The sequence below is a fragment of the Geobacter benzoatilyticus genome, from assembly GCF_017338855.1.
GTDB classification, from domain to species: Bacteria; Desulfobacterota; Desulfuromonadia; order Geobacterales; family Geobacteraceae; genus Geobacter; species Geobacter benzoatilyticus.
Genome location: NZ_CP071382.1, coordinates 2495970 through 2512262, shown reverse-complemented (window position 1 = coordinate 2512262; position 16293 = coordinate 2495970). Strand labels below are relative to the sequence as shown.

The following is a 16293-nucleotide window of genomic DNA, read 5'->3' as shown; positions in this document are numbered from 1 at the left end:
CTATCCCCTCCCGTGCCTGATGCGAGGATCCGCCACGGCGTAGCAGAGGTCGGCAATCAGATTTCCCACGAGGGTGAGGAACGCGCCGATCACCAGAATCCCCATGACGAGGGGATAATCACGCCCCATGACACCTTGGTAGAAAAGCTGCCCCATGCCGGGGATGGCGAAGATGGTTTCAAAGATGACACTGCCACCGATAAGGCCCGGAAGCGAGAAGCCGAGAAGGGTGATAACCGGCAGCAGCGCATTGCGCAGGGCATGCCGGTAGATGACCGTCCGCTCAGTGAGCCCCTTGGCCCGCGCCGTGGTTATGTAGTCCTGACGGATCACCTCCAGCATGTTGGAACGCATGTAGCGTGAGAGCCCCGCCAGGCTCCCGAAGGTGGCCACGGAGACCGGGAGAACCAGGTGTTTCACCATATCCGCGAAACGGGCCAGGGGTGAAAGCGTCTCGCTGCCGAGGGAGTGGAGCCCCGAGATGGGGAGCCACCCCAGCTTCACCCCGAAGAAATACATGAGGAGCAGCGCAAGCCAGAAGGTCGGCACCGCAAAGCCCAGAAAGACGAAGAGCGTCATCCCCTTATCGTAGAGGGTGTCCCGATGCGTGGCGGTAAAGATGCCGATGGGGATGGCCAGGCCGAATTCCAGGATCAGGGCGATGACATTGAGGGAGATGGTGACCGGAATCCGCTCCTTGATCTTGTCGGTCACCGGCCGGTTGTCGGGGGCGAAGGAGCGGCCGAAGTCCAGGGTGGCCACCTGCTTGAGCCAGGTCGCATACTGGACGTGCAGCGGTTTGTCGAGCCCGTAGAACTCCCGGAGCCGCTGCCTGGTCTCGGCGGTAATCTTGGGGCTCATGGCGGTCATGGCCTCCACCGGCTCGCCCGGCGCCAGGCGGATTACCGCGAAGGAGATGAGCGTAATCCCCAGCAGCAGCGGGATCATCATTATCAGTCGCTTTGCAAGATAATTGATCATAGGTCCGAGAACGGGGACAAGGAACCGGGAAACGGGAAAGACTCAAGCCTTTACTGGTCCCCGGTCCCCGGTCCCGGCTTTTAATGTATCTGCTCTTCCTTGGGCACGTACCACCGGATGATGTTGTGCATGATACCGGCCGGCGCCGGCTCGATTCCGCGGAAGCGGGCATTTACCACCGGGAGGGCGTCGGGAACGAATAAAAAGGTGTACGGCTGTTCCTGCGCCAGGATTTCCTGGATGCGCCAATAGCAGCGCTTGCGCTTCTCCTGGTCGAAGGTCCGGCGCCCCTCTTCGATGAGCCGGTCCACCTCGGCGTTGCGGAAGCCGATGAAGTTCAGCTCCTTGGGGCCGGTTTTGCTAGAGTGCCACACGTCGAAGATGTCCGGGTCCTGGGGAATGGTCCATCCCATGATGAGGGCGTCGAAGTTCCGTTTATCGATGAAGTTGGTGAGCAGCGATGCCCACTCCAGAACCCGTATCTTGACGTCGATGCCGATCTTTGCCAGACGGCGCTGGATTATCTGAGCCGTCTTGAGCCGCTGGTCATTCCCCTGGTTGGTCAGGATTGTGAAGCTGAAGGCCTTCCCATCCTTCATCAGGATACCGCCGGGACCGGTTGCGCGCCATCCCGCCGCAGCCAGCAGTTCCTTCGCCCGCAGCGGATCATAGCCTAAATCCCTGACGTTCGGATTGTAAGGCCACGTTCCGGGCTGGAACGGACCATGGGCCACCTGCCCCAGGCCAAGGAGCACCCCATGAATGATTTCATCCTTGCTGATGGCGCAGGCTATGGCCTGGCGGACCCGACGGTCGGCAAAGAGGGGATTGCGCAGGTTGTACCCCAGGTAGGTGTACGCCGAGGCGGGATAGCGGAACTTGTTGAAGCCCGCCCGGAATTCAGGCGTATCGGTCTGACGCGCGTACTGGACCGGCGTGAGCCCCATCATGTCGAGGCCTCCGGCCTTCAGCTCCATGTATATGGTGGAATTATCGGGGATGATCCGGTAGATGTACCGGTCAATGTAAGGCCGCCCCTCGAAGTAGTCGGGGAAAGACTCGAGGACAAGCTTTTGACCCGCAACCCATTCCTTGAACCGGTAGGGACCGGTCCCCACGGGATGCCGGGAGAGTTCGCTCTTTGTAATGTCCTTCCCCTCCAGAAGATGGGCCGGCAGAATCCCCATTCCCCACGAAGCCAGGGCCGGTGCAAAGGGTTTGCCGTAGGTCACGCGGAAGGTATAACGGTCAGGGGCTTCGGCGGTCTTCACCTGCTTGAAGTCTTCGGCATAGGCGGTAGGGGTTTTGGGGTCGATGGTGACACGGTAGGTGTAGAGCACGTCGCGGGAGGTAAGCTCGACGCCGTCGTGCCACTTCACTCCCTTGCGCAGGGTAAAGGTGATGGTGAGACCGTCGGGGGATACGCGCCACGACTCCGCCAGGTCACCCACCAGCACCAGATTTTTGTCGTACTTCACCAGCCCGTTGAATACATTGCCCGCCACGTCATGGGAGGCGGAATCTGAAGCCAGCAGGGGGATCAGGTTCGAGGGCTCGCCGATGGTGCCCACCACCAGCGCATCCCCATAGGCGGGCGTTCCCGCTCCCCGCTTGGGCGGTTCCGCGACAGGGGCGCCGCCACTGCACGACACGAGCGTTATCAGCGCTGCGAGACAGCAGAACAGCCGGGCCGTCATTTTTCAAGGCTCTCCGCCCTGACCTTTCTCTTCTTTTCGAAGATGTCCTTTCGGGACGGGTCGGCGTCAAGAACCCTCTTGTAAAGCTTCAAGGCACTGCGGTAATCGCGGCTGGCGGCATAGGCATCGGCAAGATGCTCCATGACTGTAGGATCATCCTCGACGATTTCGAGGGATTTTTCCAGGTACGTCACCGCCTGATCATATTTCTTCAACTTGAAATATACCCATCCCAGGCTATCGAGGATAAAACCGTCATTGGGGCGCAGTTCCACCGCCTTTTTCAAATACTGGAGGGCTTCGTCAAGCTGTATCCCCATCTCGGCATAGGTATAGCCCAGATAGTTGAGGGCCTGGGCATCATTGGGAGCAATGGCGATTACCCGCTTCATCCGGGCGATGGATTCATCCTTCTTCCCCATCTTGTCGAGTATCGTCCCCATCCTGAAGTGGAGACGCGGATCTCCATCGAACTGCGCCTCAACCTCTTTGAGAACGGCAAGCCCTTCCGTGAACTTGTCCATGGATTCGTAAAGACCAGCCAGATAAAGGTAGAGGTCAAGATTGCCGGGATGAGCGGCAATGGCCTCTTTCAGAATGGCGATGCCCTTTTCGGGATTTTCCTGATCCCGGTAAATAAAAGCGATATGCCCCAGGGCCTCAACATAATTGGCAGTTCCGGCTGGAATCTTCCCGAACTCCGCCAGGGCCTTGTCGAACTCTTCCTTATCTTCGTAGGCGCTTGCCATGTAGAACCGTACCTGATAGGCGTTGGGTTCCAGGGCAAGGATCTGCTCGAATTCGGCAATCGCCTCGTCATAACGCTCAAGCTCCAGATAGATGAGCCCGATCTTGCGCTGAGTTTCAAGGCCGCCGACCCCGCGCTCTTTCATCCCCACAAGTAGAGGCAGGGCATCCTCCAGCTGCTGCTGCTGGAGGTACAACTGCACCAGATGCTGAAGCACGTTCATATTGAACGGGTTCACCTCCAGCAGCTGCTTGTAGGTAGCAATTGCATCCTCGTGGAGCCCGAGGCCCTCCTGGGAGATACCCATGTCGATCATCGCCTGCTCGAAGTCGGGCTTGAGCTCGATGGCCTTTTTGTAATAATTGGTCGCTTCTTTATGGAGCTTCATCTGGTCATAGGTTTTGCCCAGATAATAGTAGCCCAGCGGCGATTCCGGATTAACCTTGAGCAGTGCCTTGAGGGTGCCCACCGCCTGTTCATAGTCAAAGACCCTGACATATGAAACGGCCAGGTGCAGATAGGCATCCTCCTTGGCCGGATCAAGCTCGATGGCTTTGCTGAGGTGGGTGATGGCTTCCTTGTCTCGCTTGAGACCGGACAGGATGGTGCCTGCAATTAGCCTGGCAGGACGAAAGGCGGGATCTACGCGTATGGCGTTTTCGGATGCCCGGAGCGCATCGTCGAGCCTGGCGGTCTTAAGATAGATTTCAGCGGCAGCCGAATGGAGGTACGCAGACTTGGGATCCGCTTCTATGGCGCCGTTCAGGAGTGTGAGGGCACCTTCAAAATCACCCTCGATCTCCCGAAGGCGAGCCAGAGAAAATATGTAGAGCGCTCTCGATCCTGCAATGTTCACCGTCGGCTGGAACGACTGCTCGTTTGCGAAAGCAACCTGCTCCACGCCGTTGGTGGCGCAGCCGGGGAGAAAAGAAAGAAGCAGGAAAAATGCCGCAACAATACGTTTCTTCATGCAGTTACCCGTGTCTGCCAGAAGCTGAAAAAGCGCTCAGAAGCCGCGCATCCCTCCGGTGCTTCGAATGTAATAAAGTGAAAAAAGTGCTTCAGGATGGACATAAAGGAAAAGGCCCGGCTCTCCACGGATGGATGCCTGTTACAGGGCAACCACGCCAAAAACTACAAAAGAAAAGCTAACACAATAACCATAACCCGTCAAATGAATATAACCGAGCCTAAACCTTGCGCGAACCGGTGTTTATGGTAATGTTTGTGGTATCTCGCCGCCCCGTGGGTACGACATGGAACAGCGCTTTTTACGGTCACTCCTGAAACCTTCGGTCTATCCGGACCAAACCACGTCCGTGGAGCTCGTCCAGACCCATGTCTCCTACATCTTTCTGATCGATTACTTCGCCTACAAAATCAAAAAACCGGTGGATTTCGGATTCCTCAACTTTTCGACCATTGACCGCCGCCGCTTTTATTGCAACGAAGAGGTTCGCCTGAACAGCCGCCTCTGCCCCGGCATCTACCTGGATGTGGTAGAGATACGGGAAACGCCCGACGGAGCGGGGTTTTCCGGCCAAGGGAAAATCATCGACTACGCGGTCAGAATGAAGCGGCTTCCGGCGGAACGAATGCTCGACCGGTTGCTGGCCGAAGGGAAGGTTTCCGAACATGAAATTCGAGCCATAGCAAGGACTATAGCCACGTTCCACCTGCACGCAGAACAAGGTCCGGAAATCAACGGCTACGGCGCAATCGAGACCATTCGCGCCAACTGGGAGGAAAATTTCCGGCAAGCCGGCCAGTTCACAGGCAAAACCATAAGCAGTCGCGCGCTGACGTACATGGAGAAATGGGTTGACGGTTTTATCCGGGCAAATGAAGGCACCTTCAACGGACGCATTGCCGGCGGTTTCATCCGTGACTGCGATGGCGACATCCACATGGAGAACATTAACCTGGGAACGGACGGCAACATCTGCATCTTTGACTGCATCGAGTTCAACGAACGCTTTCGATACAGTGACACCGCCGCGGACATCGCCTTTCTCCTGATGGATCTGGACATCAACCGCAAGGCGGAGCTTTGCGCACCATTTATCGAAGAATACGTAAAGGTAACCGGAGACCACGGCGTAACCGAAGTCCTCGACTTCTACAAGATCTACAGGGCTTTCATAAGGGGCAAGGTGGAGAGCTTGCGGCTTCTCGATCCGCAGATATCCGCTGCGGACAAGGAGTCAGCCGGGGAGCGGGCCCGGCGCTACTTCCGGCTGGCCCGTGGTTACATTGCCCGCAAGGGCATCCCCCCATCGCTGATTCTCACCTGTGGTCTCACGGGAACCGGCAAGAGTTTCATCGGCCGGGAACTCGCCTTCTACCTGGGGGTGGAAATCATAAGCTCCGATGTGGTAAGAAAGGAACTGTCCGGAGTTGCTCCGACGGAGCACCGGCGTATCGGGTACGGCGAGGGGATATACTCTGATGCCGTAACCGCCCGTACCTACGGAGCGCTGCTCGAGACGGCCGAAGCATCCCTTGCGGCCGGGCGGAGCGTCATCATCGACGCCACCTTCCGTAACCGCAGTGACCGTGACGCCTTCAGGGGGCTAGCCGAACGTCACGCGGCCCGTTTCTGCCTGATTCACACAACTTGCCCGGAGGAAACAACGCGGCAGCGCCTGGACGCCAGAGAAACCCGGGGGAGAGATGTGTCGGACGGGCGGTGGGAAATCTACCTCCTCCAGAAAGGGGAGTTTGTTCCGCCAGACGGCCGCGAAACTGGCCTCATCGAACTCGATACGACCAAACCGCTTGACGAGTCGATCGACTCGCTCCTTGACGCCATGGAGATGCCGACATGTGGCTGAAATTCCGGATTGAACTCTTTAAACGCATGAAGCTGCGGGAATCATGGGTTATTTTCTTCATCCTCGGACTCATCATGATGAACTACCCATTCGTTCAGATTTTCAACAAACCCAACCGCATATTCGGCGTTCCCCAGCTCTATCTCTATTTCATGGGAGGATGGGCAATATCCATCGGTGTCATCTACCTCTTCACAAAAGCCATCAGTCATCCCGACGACGAGAACGATGAAGGAGATCACCGTTGATCCTCAGCATTGAACTGGTGGCCGGTGTATCGCTTCTCTACATCGTCCTGCTATTCAGCGTAGCCTATTACGCCGACAAAAAGCGGGAGGCGGGGAAAAGCGTCATCGACAACCCCTATGTCTACGCTCTGTCCATAGCCGTGTATCACACATCTTGGACCTTCTACGGCAGCGTCGGCAAAGCGGCCACCACCGGTCTGGACTTCCTCCTCGTCTACCTGGGACCGACCATCATGGCGTTCACCTGGTGGTTTCTCCTGCGCAAGATCGTACGGATCAGCAAAGAGAACAATATAACCTCCATTGCCGACTTTATCAGTTCACGTTACGGCAAGTCCCAGTGGCTCGGCGCCATTATCACAGTCATTGCCATTCTGGGGGTGATGCCCTACATCGCCCTGCAGCTTAAGGCGGTTTCCAGCACCTTCGACATCATCTGCGGCTACCCCTATATCCAGCTTCCACTGCTCCACAAGAACTACCCCCTATCGCTGCACACGAACTTCTTTGCCGCCATCATCCTGAGCGTCTTCAGCATGATATTCGGCGCCCGGAGGCTCGTTTCGACGGAGCGCCGCCATGATGGACTCGTGGCAGCCGTTGCGGTGGAATCAATCGTCAAGCTTTTCTCTTTTCTTGCCGTGGGGGTTTTCGTCACCTACGGCCTTTTCGGAGGCGTAAGCGACATTTTTGCCCGCATCGACGCGCAGGGAAACCTGCTGACGCGCCTTACCACCCTCGGCACAGCCGGAGGGGGTGGGACAAGTTACGCCCAGTGGCTTTCCACCCTGTATCTATCCATGGGGGCCATCATGTTCCTTCCCCGCCAGTTTCACGTGATGGTAATCGAAAGCAGTAACGAAAATCACATCAAAAAGGCCATGTGGATTCTGCCGGCCTATATGTTTCTCATCAATCTGTTTGTAGTCCCCATTGCCCTCGGCGGCATAGTCCAGACCGGCGGCATCCTGGGCGCCGACTTTTTCGTCCTCACGCTGCCGCTTCAAACGGGCCATTCGTGGCTGGCGCTACTGGCATTCCTCGGAGGTTTTTCAGCATCTGCCGGCATGGTAATGGTTGAATCAGTCGCCATATCAACCATGTTCGTCACCTACCTTCTGATGCCCATAGTTGTCAGGCTGAAACCACGTCCCTGGTTCCCGGCCATGCTCATAAACCTCAAGCGGCTCTGTATCGCCCTGGTAATCGCCCTCGGATACATCTACCAGACATTGGTCGGCGAGACATTCATGCTCGTGAACATGGGGCTCATATCCTTTGCCGCCGCCGCACAGTTCGGTCCGGCGCTCGTGGGGGGGCTCTACTGGCGCCGGGCGAACAAGACCGGGGCGCTCACCGGCATCATCCTCGGCTTTTGCCTCTGGTTCTACACGCTGCTTCTCCCCTCCGTCATTATGTCGGGCTCTTTCTCCAGAAGGATTCTCGACGAAGGCCCCTTCGGAATCGCCCTGCTGAAGCCGACTGAACTTTTCGGGCTTGCGGGCTTCGACCTCTGGTCGCACTCCCTCTTCTGGAGCATGCTTTTCAACGTGGGAGCCTACCTGGCGCTTTCCATCCTCTTCAATCAGACCGACAAGGAACGGGACCAGGTGCGCAAGTTCGTCGATGTATTTACCGCCGAGCGCAACGGCGTCCCATGGGAAACAAAGCGGATGTCGAAACCGGTCACGATCATGCAGTTCGTGAACCTCATGTCGAAGTTCATCGGTGAAAAGCAGGCCAACATGGCCATTGCGGAGTATATGGGGAACCGGGAAATCACTCCCCAGGGAGGGGTGTCGGAGTTCGAACTGCCAAAGTTGAAGCGCTTTACGGAGAAAACCCTGGCAGGATCGGTGGGGGCAGCGGCAGCCGGCGCCATCGTGGAGAGTTACCTTTCGGATATCGGGTCGCGGATGGAGCCGGTCTATGACATTTTCAGCACCGTCCAGGCATCACTGGAAGAAAGCCGCGAGGCCCTCTACGTCCGCCTTAAGGCATCGGAGCTCATGAACCGGACCCTCGACCTCCAGATCATCATGGACGATCTCCTGTCCCTCGTCCTTAAGGAGTTCAAAATCGACCTTGCGGTCATCCGGCTCATCGACGAACAGGGAATCCTGAGGGTCAAGAGCTACCGGGGGAAGGGAATTGCAGGCATTATCGGCAAGGATTGGGATCCCGACAGCGAGACTTACATCGGCGAAGCGTTCCAGAGCAACCGAATCCAGTTCGTGAACGATACCCAGCACATAACCAGACCGATCTCCCGGGAACTCATGTCCCACGAGGGGATAAAATCCTTCGCCCATATTCCCATAACGAGCAAGGGCGAACCCCCCCTCGGCATTCTTTCCGTCTTCTCCAAAAACATCGTCGGCCTCTTTAACGAGCCGTTCCTCGATTTGCTGGAAAGCCTGGCAGGGCAACTGGCACAGGCAGTAAGAATTGTCAAAGAGGTAGACGCAAAGGAGCGGGAGCGGGAGGAAAAAGAGCGGGCTGTTCTGGAAAGCGCACGGGTACTGAAGGAGATGGAAATCGCAAAGCAGATACAGCTTTCGCTCCTCCCATCCCAGCCTCCCGCCGTGCGGAGCGTTGAAATAGCCGGCCGATGCAAACCGGCTGCTCACGTGGGGGGGGATTACTACGATTTCTTTCCGCACGGGGCCAAGTGCATTGACATGGTCATAGCGGACGTTTCTGGCCACAGCGTGGGGGCCGCCCTAATCATGGCGGAAACAAGAAGCGTGCTCCGCGCCCAGACCCGTTCCGACAAAAGCGCTGGAGACATACTCGCCACCCTCAACGAGCTTCTCCACGACGACCTTTCTGCCGCCGAGCTTTTCATTACCATGTTCTATATCCGTTACGACACCGAAAACGGCATCCTCGCCTACGCCAATGCGGGCCACAACCCGCCGCTCATCTTCCGCGAGGGGATGCGGGCCTGCATGGAACTCGATGCCGAAGGGCTTATCCTGGGGATCAAGCGGGACGTCTCCTTCGAGGAGAAAAGCATCGCCCTGCGGCAAGGCGATGTGGTTCTTCTTTACACCGACGGCATCATCGAATCCCAAAATCCCCAGGGAGACTTCTTCGGCACGGGACGCCTCTGCGATATCCTGACGTCCAATCACAACAGGAGTTCGGAGGAAATTATCGAATCCATACTCACGGAAGTGGAAAATTTCAGCGCTTCGTCCGTACTAAACGACGACATTTCCATGGTTGTCGTCAAGATACTTCCTTCGGAAGCTAATGAATGAAAAGTGGAGCAAAAAGAAGCATTTTGGTGTAAACTTTCAACAGTAATGCTTTTACCTGTTAATTCCGGTCATCCCTTCCGGGAAGACCTGATATCAAGGAGCGGACCATGAATCTAAAGACAGAGGAAAAGAACGAAATCCTTATCATCTTCGTAAAGGAAGAGCGCCTCGACGCCCATAATTCAAACGATTTAAAGGGGAAGATGCAGGAACTTTTCGAAGAGGGTAAGAAAAATATCCTGGTAGATCTTACCGACGTGCGATTTATCGACAGTTCGGGGCTTGGAGCGCTGGTTTCCGGCTTCAAGAATGCCATATCCCACCAGGGGAGCCTCAAACTTTCGAGCCTCCAGCCGCAGGTCAAATCCATGTTCGAACTAACCCGCCTGCACCGGGTCTTCGAGATATTCGGCTCAACATCGGAAGCGCTCGAAAACTTTTAGGGGAGTGAGGGATGGACAAGAACGAGATTGAAGTTGACATCAAGGTGCCGAACCAGACCCGCTACCTGAGCCTTATAGGCAGAATCGGCGAGGACATCGCCATGGAGCTCAAGCGCTTCGACGGCGACCGTGACATGCTCGCGTACCACATCAACCTGGTCCTTACCGAAGCAATGGTCAACGCCATCAAGCACGCAAACGCCAACGACCCCGACAAAATGGTCCACGTTTACATCAACATCACGGACCAGGACCTTCTTATCCGGGTTTTCGACGACGGACAGGGGTTCGACATAAACAGCATACCCCCGCCCGACTTCGAACAACTGGAAGACCGCGGCAGGGGTATTTTTATAATCAAGCAATTGATGGATACGGTAAAATACGAGCAGATAAAAGGCGGGAACATGCTGGAAATGACCAAGTGCCTGCGCTGCTGTCCATGAAATTGACTGCTATCCGGCTCTTCTCCCCCTGAAAGTAACGATCAGTGCCATCGTCACCCCGAGCAGGAACATGGGGAAACTGAGCAATTGCCCCATGGAAAAGGGACCCAGCAAAAAGCCCAACTGGGAGTCAGGCTCCCGGAAGAATTCAACGATAAAGCGGAACAGTCCGTAGCCGGCGACGAAAGTCCAGAATTCAACTCCCGCAGGACGTTCCTTCCTCCCCACGATCATCAGGATCGCGAACAACACCGGCCCCTCCAGGATTGCCTCATACAATTGCGACGGATGGCGCGGCAGCTCGCCCCCCTCGCGGAAAACCATCCCCCAAGGCATATCGGTAACACGCCCGAAAAGTTCTCCGTTGATGAAGTTCCCCAGCCTTCCCAGGCCGAGCCCCACCGGAGCGGTGAGTGCGCAGAGGTCCGCCAGCGTAAAGAACGTGATCCCCTTTTTCCGCGACACAAGCAGCCCCGCAAGAATCACCCCGATGAGCCCGCCGTGGAAGGACATCCCCCCCTCCCAGACAGCAAACACCTTAAGGGGATTGGCCAGATAGTAGGATGCATTGTAAAAGACGACATATCCAAGCCGCCCCCCGAGAATAACCCCGACCGCCAGATTGAAGATCACATCCGCCACATCGTCCGCAGAAAGAGGAAGAGCACGCTGGCGGACCCTTCGGAGAATAATGAAATAGGCAGCCATGAACCCCAGTATGTACATGAGTCCATACCAGCGGAATTCCAGCGGGCCGATGCGGAAGAAAACCGGGTCGATGTGCGGCAACTGCATGGATGCTCCTCTCCGGATAAAAATCGTCATACCGTAGCAATAATACGCCATGGTGTCAATCTGCGCCCCCAACAGGAGCAGAAGCAGGCGCCGGCAGAAGACAATAAAAAAATATTTTCAACCCCATTGACAGCATCCCCAATGGAGCTACACTTCACTCAAATGCTACAGTTCTTTGAAATTGCTCTGGGAATCAGGTAGCAACCGATTGAGAACCCTGACGGTCAATCAACAACTTCAAGACGGGTTCAGACGCGGTGAGCACGCCGGCATATGAAGGTAGCCTGAAGCGCCTTCCCGATAAAAAGTTTACCAATGGTCAGAGGATCCAGCGGTTATACGGTTATCCCGGAGCAAGCATATAATTGACGTTCAGGGAATGGCGCTGTCAGCGTACATCTCATTCGTCAGGCGCGTAACAACCGCCCCAAAAGGGGAAGCGGCCGAAAAAGATCGGGGCCGGCGGTCACCAAAGAGCGCCCTTTCCGGCTTTAAGACCGTTTCTACCGACGAATACGAGAAAGCATCCCAGCTGGACGTCAATTACAAAAAAGCCCGGAGGATTTCGCCTCCGGGCTTTCTCTTTTCTCCACCATGGTCAAGGGGGATTATTTCATCAGATCCTGGGGAACCCCCGCCCTTCTGGCATTCTCTTCAAGGGCACTCAACCGGCCATTCTGCTCGGCAAGCTTCTCCTCAAAGCGTCTAGCATCGGCCTGAACACTCAGGTACATTCCGCGATTCATGTTACGGGGATTTGCCAAACGTGCCTTCCGGTCGGCAAGTTCCGCCTCGTTGGTTTTGATTGCGGTCCTCAAGGCTGTGAATTCAGCTCTCCAGGCATCCGCGTCTTTGCCGCCATAGACCGCCTTCTTTTGCTCCGGCTTGACGGCCGGTGCACTTACGGCATCCTTCCGGACTGCTTCCGGCTGCGTCCCTTTATCCCCCGGTTCCACAACCGTTTCCGACACTTCTGCGGTCGGCGCTTCCCCCTCGGAAATAACGATTACTTTTTTCCGGTATTTCTGCGGAACTTTGCCGTAATCCTGCGTGTAGTTCACCGTACCCCGAGCATCGACCCACTTGTAAATGTCGGCGTGAGCCGTTACGGCAAAGACCAGAGCCAGCACTATCATGGTAGATACATAGCGCGCCATTTGTTTCCTCCCGTGTTCCCTTTGCTGCGAACAGAGCTGCCGAGGTCCGCCTACCCCGGCGGCCACCCCAGGTGGCGTCCCGCCAGAAGATGGAAATGAATGTGAAAAACCGACTGCCCGGCATCGGCGTTATTGTTCTGCACGATGCGAAACCCACGTTCGTCCACCCCCCACTCACGGGCAATGGCGGCTGCCGCCCGGAAAATCCGGCCAATGAGGGGATCGTCCTCGGCCGTCAGGTCGAGGGCATTCACGACGTGCTTGCGGGGAATGAGCAGAACATGGTGCGGCGCAACCGGGTTTATGTCCTCGATGGCGATGAGGTCTTCATCCTCGTAAACCTTTTTGGCCGGAATGGCCCCTTCGATTATCTTACAGAAGATGCAGCTGTCCATCCGGTTTTCCTTTCATATCGATGCGGATACGGTTCCAGAGGTCGGCTCCCTTGAGCCGGAGATATCGTTCATCGTGCACAAAGAGAATTACCTGGTGCGCGGCTGAAATAAGGTTAAATGTAGCTAAAACGGATGTTTTTCGCTCATCGTCAAAATTTACCAGAGGGTCGTCGAGAAGAAAAGGCAATTTTCGCCCCCGGGAGAGAATCCCCCCCAGGGCGAGCCGGGAGGCGAGATATGCCTGATCCTGAACCCCGCAACTGTAAGCCTCCACCGCTCGGAGTTCGCCATCGGCGCCGATGGTGAGGTTGAAATTGTCGTCAAGGCGGGCCTCCCGATATCTGCCGGCGGTGAGGTTGTAGAGCTTGCCGTTTATCTCCGAGGAGAGACGTGCCAGATAGGTAGCACGGTATTCATCCAGCGTTTCACGCAAAAGCTCCACGGCAAGCCGCAGGGCACCGGTCCGTCGCACAAGGCGCTGCTCCCGCAACTTGAGCTCTTCACCCTCTTCGGCAATGGCCTCAAGGTCCTGGACTCCAGCGCGAAGCCCCGCCAGCTCCTGCTTTTTGACGAGGCAGAGGCGCTCCTTCTCCTTCACCTCCCGCTCCAGCCGCTGCATCTTCTCCTCGGCAGCGGCAAACTCCTCGTGGGACATGGCCGTAAAACCCTTGCCGACGAAGCTCTCCATGGCCTCCCGCACCACGGCCAGCTCCCGGGCAAGTTCAGAGTGCTGGTTCTTGAGATCGTCAAGGGGTGAAAGCACCCGGAGCGCGCTTGCCACCTGGTCATGCTCGACAACAACCCCCTCGACCCCCTCCATCTCTTCGAGAATCCCACGGGCACTGGCCGGTTCGATGTCGCCAAGGTGCTTCGAAACCATTTCCGCAAGCCGGGCAGCTTCGTTTCGCAATCGGCCGATCTCGGCCGAAAGACCGTCCGCTCTCCCCTGTCGCCGGGATGCATCGGCATTTCGCGCACTTTTCGAGCGGGCTGCATAGACGGCAACGGCCAGGGTTGCAAAGACGGCAATGCCGGTCATCACATAGGCGGTCTTCGGCATGAAGAACCAGGCTAAAACCGCCGCTCCCCATGCCAAAATGGGAGAAAAGAGCAGCCCGGCGGAAACCTTGCGGACATCACGGGGCTCCGCAGACAATCCGGCCATCTCATCTTCCAGCTGCTCCAGGCGTTCGCTGGCAGTACAGTAAGCCTCGATAGTCCTGTCGAACCCGGCGGGAAGTTTCGCCAGGTCCCCCAGGGGGGCGAGCTTTTTCTCAATCTCCACCCGTTGCGCTTCAAGGGCCTCCACCTTCTCCAGTTCCGTCCGGATACGGTCGAACTCCTTCCGGAGCCCCACCTCCCGGCCCTCAGCCTCATGGTATTTTTTCACCCTCTGGAGGTATTTTTCTCCCTTCTCCAGATCGGCACGGCCGGAGTCGATGGCACCCTGAAGCTCCGCAAGTTCCGCTTCAATCTTCCCGTTTTCCTCAAGATTCCGGCTCGCCGTGCGCCAGGTCTCGGCCAGCTCGGCCATCCGCGCGCGCACCTCCTCCAGTTCCCGGTCCCTGGCCCGCCCGCCGGGGCGCCTGGTCAGCTCGTAGAGTTCCTTTTCAAGGCTATTCACCACGGCATCGTAATCCATCTCGGAAAAACCGGAAAGGAGCTGCTTGATCCGGGTGGTCAGGGCACCGTCACCCTCGATCTTCAGGTCCCTCTGGCCCACGAAAACCGAATTGCGGAAGATATCCCCTTCGGCGAAACCCCACACATCCTCGATCTTGGTTAGGTACTCTTCCCGTTCGCTGCTGCGCCCCGCCGGGGAGACCTTCCCCTCGAAGCTCCAGAGAAGCTTATCCCCCGAACGTTCCGCCGCCTGAACCCGGTCAGTGAGAAAATCGCGGGCAATGGTCATTTCCCGGCCATCATAGGCAAAGCTCACCCGCGCCTCGCACCCCCCGCTGCCGCTCCAGGGAACGAACCGGTCCTTATCCTTGCGGAAGCCGAAGATTGTCCCCGCAATCGCTGACAGGATCGTCGATTTGCCGGCTTCGTTCTTGCCGCACACCAGGTTCATCCCCGGCCGGAAGGTGAATTGCTCCCCCCGGAAACGGCCGAAGGAAGGGAGCTGCACTGAGGTTATCCAGAGCATCAGTTCCCGCCTCCCCGCACAAAGCGGCCCATTACGAGCTTCAGGGCATCGCGGCACAGTTCCTGCTCAGCCTCGGTTTCCGCCTTTTCAAACCGGTCGTGGACTTTGCGGATAAAGAGCCCCCGGATCGAGTCTTCCCGTTCCATCCGCTTCACATGGCTGCTGTCGTAAAGGTCGGTCTCATCCAGCAGCTCAAGCCATGAATACCTTCCCTGGAGCCGCCCCGACAGGTTGGAAGTGTCGAGGGGGTCTTCCACTGTCCCCACAAGCCTGATGCGGGCGATGAGATCCGGTGAGGCAAGCCGCGCAAGCTCTCCTTCCAAGGCCCCCGGCTCCGGAAAGAGGGAAGCGTCAACCGTGAACTCGTTCACAATGCGGCTCTGCACTGGCACCTTCTCGACAGCTGCGCTTCCCTCGCCCACCTCGACGATGAGAACGTGGCGCTCGCCGTTCTCGCCGAACTTCTTCCCCTCGGGTGAGCCGGGATAGCAGGCGATTATCCGCCCCTGCTCCTCAAGGCACCCGACGTTGTGGTAATGGCCGAGGGCGATGTAGTCGAGTCCAAGAGCCGCAAGCTCCGGCGTTGTAAAGGGGATGTCCTTCTTCCGCATATCCCATTCGGGGCTCCCCTTGAGGGAGCCGTGCAGGAGCCCCACATGGATTCCGCCCCCGTCCCGACGGCGCAAAGACTCCAGTGCTTCCCGTGAACGGTCCGAACGGTAGGCGAACCCATAGAAATAAACCGTCGCCCCCCGTATTTCCAGCGGAAGGGGTTCATTAACCACGGGGTCTTTCAGGATATGGGCACCTGCAAAGGAATGACGATTGTAGACGCTTTCGGCAGATACCACGTTGTCGTGGGTGCCGGGGATGAGGACAATGCGGATGCCCCGCCCTGAGAGCCGCTCGAAACCATCCTGAACGCGACCCACAATCTCGGCATCCACCTGTGCCGAGTCGAACAGGTCGCCGGCCACCAGGAGGCAGTCCACTTCCCGCTTGATGGCAAGGTTTACGATGCGGTCAAAGGTCTTGAGGAAATCCTGGCGGCGTCCGCGGGCAAGCTCCCCGTAATTTTTCAGGGAAGCGCCCAGGTGGAGGTCGGCGGTATGAAGAATTCGTATGGCCATAGGA

At 57.1% G+C, this 16293-nt stretch carries 13 protein-coding genes; 5 read left to right on the top strand and 8 right to left on the bottom strand.

Features of this window, described 5'->3' with window-relative positions:
• The 3 genes from JZM60_RS11485 to JZM60_RS11475 all read right to left on the bottom strand — a co-directional run bounded on the left by JZM60_RS11485 (position 1) and on the right by JZM60_RS11475 (position 4396).
• Positions 1-981, bottom strand: a complete 981-nt coding sequence (locus tag JZM60_RS11485) for an ABC transporter permease (protein WP_207162595.1) — start codon at positions 979-981, stop codon at positions 1-3.
• Between the two features lie 80 nt (positions 982-1061).
• Positions 1062-2678 carry a peptide-binding protein gene (locus tag JZM60_RS11480; protein WP_207162594.1) on the bottom strand — a complete coding sequence of 539 codons (1617 nt, stop codon included), beginning with the start codon at positions 2676-2678 and terminating at the stop codon, positions 1062-1064.
• Positions 2675-4396 carry a tetratricopeptide repeat protein gene (locus JZM60_RS11475; RefSeq protein ID WP_207162593.1) on the bottom strand — a complete coding sequence of 574 codons (1722 nt, stop codon included), beginning with the start codon at positions 4394-4396 and terminating at the stop codon, positions 2675-2677. The genes JZM60_RS11480 and JZM60_RS11475 overlap by 4 nt, the downstream gene beginning before the upstream one ends.
• Before the next feature lie 286 nt (positions 4397-4682).
• Between JZM60_RS11475 and JZM60_RS11470 the strand changes: the two genes are divergently transcribed.
• From JZM60_RS11470 to JZM60_RS11450, 5 genes are all read left to right on the top strand, one after another.
• Positions 4683-6260 carry a bifunctional aminoglycoside phosphotransferase/ATP-binding protein gene (locus JZM60_RS11470; protein WP_207162592.1) on the top strand — a complete coding sequence of 526 codons (1578 nt, stop codon included), beginning with the start codon at positions 4683-4685 and terminating at the stop codon, positions 6258-6260.
• Entirely contained in the window at positions 6251-6508 is a 258-nt protein-coding gene (locus JZM60_RS11465; RefSeq protein ID WP_207162591.1) for a hypothetical protein, read from the top strand. The genes JZM60_RS11470 and JZM60_RS11465 overlap by 10 nt, the downstream gene beginning before the upstream one ends.
• Positions 6508-9774 carry a SpoIIE family protein phosphatase gene (locus JZM60_RS11460; protein WP_207165578.1) on the top strand — a complete coding sequence of 1089 codons (3267 nt, stop codon included), beginning with the start codon at positions 6508-6510 and terminating at the stop codon, positions 9772-9774. Before JZM60_RS11465 ends, JZM60_RS11460 begins: the two co-directional genes overlap by 1 nt.
• 107 nt (positions 9775-9881) lie before the next feature.
• A complete protein-coding gene (locus tag JZM60_RS11455; protein WP_207162590.1) occupies positions 9882-10217 on the top strand; it encodes an STAS domain-containing protein in 336 nt (111 codons plus the stop codon).
• Positions 10218-10228: 11 nt separating this feature from the next.
• Positions 10229-10663: an ATP-binding protein gene (locus JZM60_RS11450; protein ID WP_207162589.1), complete on the top strand. Its 435-nt coding sequence runs from the start codon at positions 10229-10231 to the stop codon at positions 10661-10663.
• Between the two features lie 9 nt (positions 10664-10672).
• Here the strand turns inward: JZM60_RS11450 and lgt are convergent, their stop codons facing one another.
• From lgt to JZM60_RS11425, 5 genes are all read right to left on the bottom strand, one after another.
• Entirely contained in the window at positions 10673-11458 is a 786-nt protein-coding gene (lgt, locus tag JZM60_RS11445; RefSeq protein WP_207162588.1) for a prolipoprotein diacylglyceryl transferase, read from the bottom strand.
• Between the two features lie 608 nt (positions 11459-12066).
• Complete coding sequence (locus JZM60_RS11440; RefSeq protein WP_207162587.1) at positions 12067-12615, bottom strand: DUF4124 domain-containing protein; 549 nt, start codon at positions 12613-12615, stop codon at positions 12067-12069.
• A gap of 50 nt (positions 12616-12665) precedes the next feature.
• Entirely contained in the window at positions 12666-13010 is a 345-nt protein-coding gene (locus JZM60_RS11435; RefSeq protein ID WP_207162586.1) for a histidine triad nucleotide-binding protein, read from the bottom strand.
• Positions 12988-15159 carry an ATP-binding protein gene (locus JZM60_RS11430; RefSeq protein WP_207162585.1) on the bottom strand — a complete coding sequence of 724 codons (2172 nt, stop codon included), beginning with the start codon at positions 15157-15159 and terminating at the stop codon, positions 12988-12990. Before JZM60_RS11430 ends, JZM60_RS11435 begins: the two co-directional genes overlap by 23 nt.
• The gene (locus JZM60_RS11425; RefSeq protein ID WP_207162584.1) at positions 15159-16289 is read right to left on the bottom strand and encodes a metallophosphoesterase family protein; all 1131 of its coding nucleotides are present in this window, start codon (positions 16287-16289) and stop codon (positions 15159-15161) included. The genes JZM60_RS11430 and JZM60_RS11425 overlap by 1 nt, the downstream gene beginning before the upstream one ends.
• Positions 16290-16293: the final 4 nt, after the last annotated feature.

Coding starts and splice junctions, on each gene's coding strand:
- JZM60_RS11470 (WP_207162592.1), top strand. CDS start 4,683: ATGGAACAGCGCTTTTTACGGTCACTCCTGAAACCTTCGGTCTATCCG.
- JZM60_RS11475 (WP_207162593.1), bottom strand. CDS start 4,396: ATGAAGAAACGTATTGTTGCGGCATTTTTCCTGCTTCTTTCTTTTCTC.
- JZM60_RS11440 (WP_207162587.1), bottom strand. CDS start 12,615: ATGGCGCGCTATGTATCTACCATGATAGTGCTGGCTCTGGTCTTTGCC.
- JZM60_RS11465 (WP_207162591.1), top strand. CDS start 6,251: ATGTGGCTGAAATTCCGGATTGAACTCTTTAAACGCATGAAGCTGCGG.
- JZM60_RS11435 (WP_207162586.1), bottom strand. CDS start 13,010: ATGGACAGCTGCATCTTCTGTAAGATAATCGAAGGGGCCATTCCGGCC.
- JZM60_RS11485 (WP_207162595.1), bottom strand. CDS start 981: ATGATCAATTATCTTGCAAAGCGACTGATAATGATGATCCCGCTGCTG.
- JZM60_RS11455 (WP_207162590.1), top strand. CDS start 9,882: ATGAATCTAAAGACAGAGGAAAAGAACGAAATCCTTATCATCTTCGTA.
- JZM60_RS11425 (WP_207162584.1), bottom strand. CDS start 16,289: ATGGCCATACGAATTCTTCATACCGCCGACCTCCACCTGGGCGCTTCC.
- JZM60_RS11480 (WP_207162594.1), bottom strand. CDS start 2,678: ATGACGGCCCGGCTGTTCTGCTGTCTCGCAGCGCTGATAACGCTCGTG.
- JZM60_RS11430 (WP_207162585.1), bottom strand. CDS start 15,159: ATGCTCTGGATAACCTCAGTGCAGCTCCCTTCCTTCGGCCGTTTCCGG.
- lgt (WP_207162588.1), bottom strand. CDS start 11,458: ATGCAGTTGCCGCACATCGACCCGGTTTTCTTCCGCATCGGCCCGCTG.
- JZM60_RS11450 (WP_207162589.1), top strand. CDS start 10,229: ATGGACAAGAACGAGATTGAAGTTGACATCAAGGTGCCGAACCAGACC.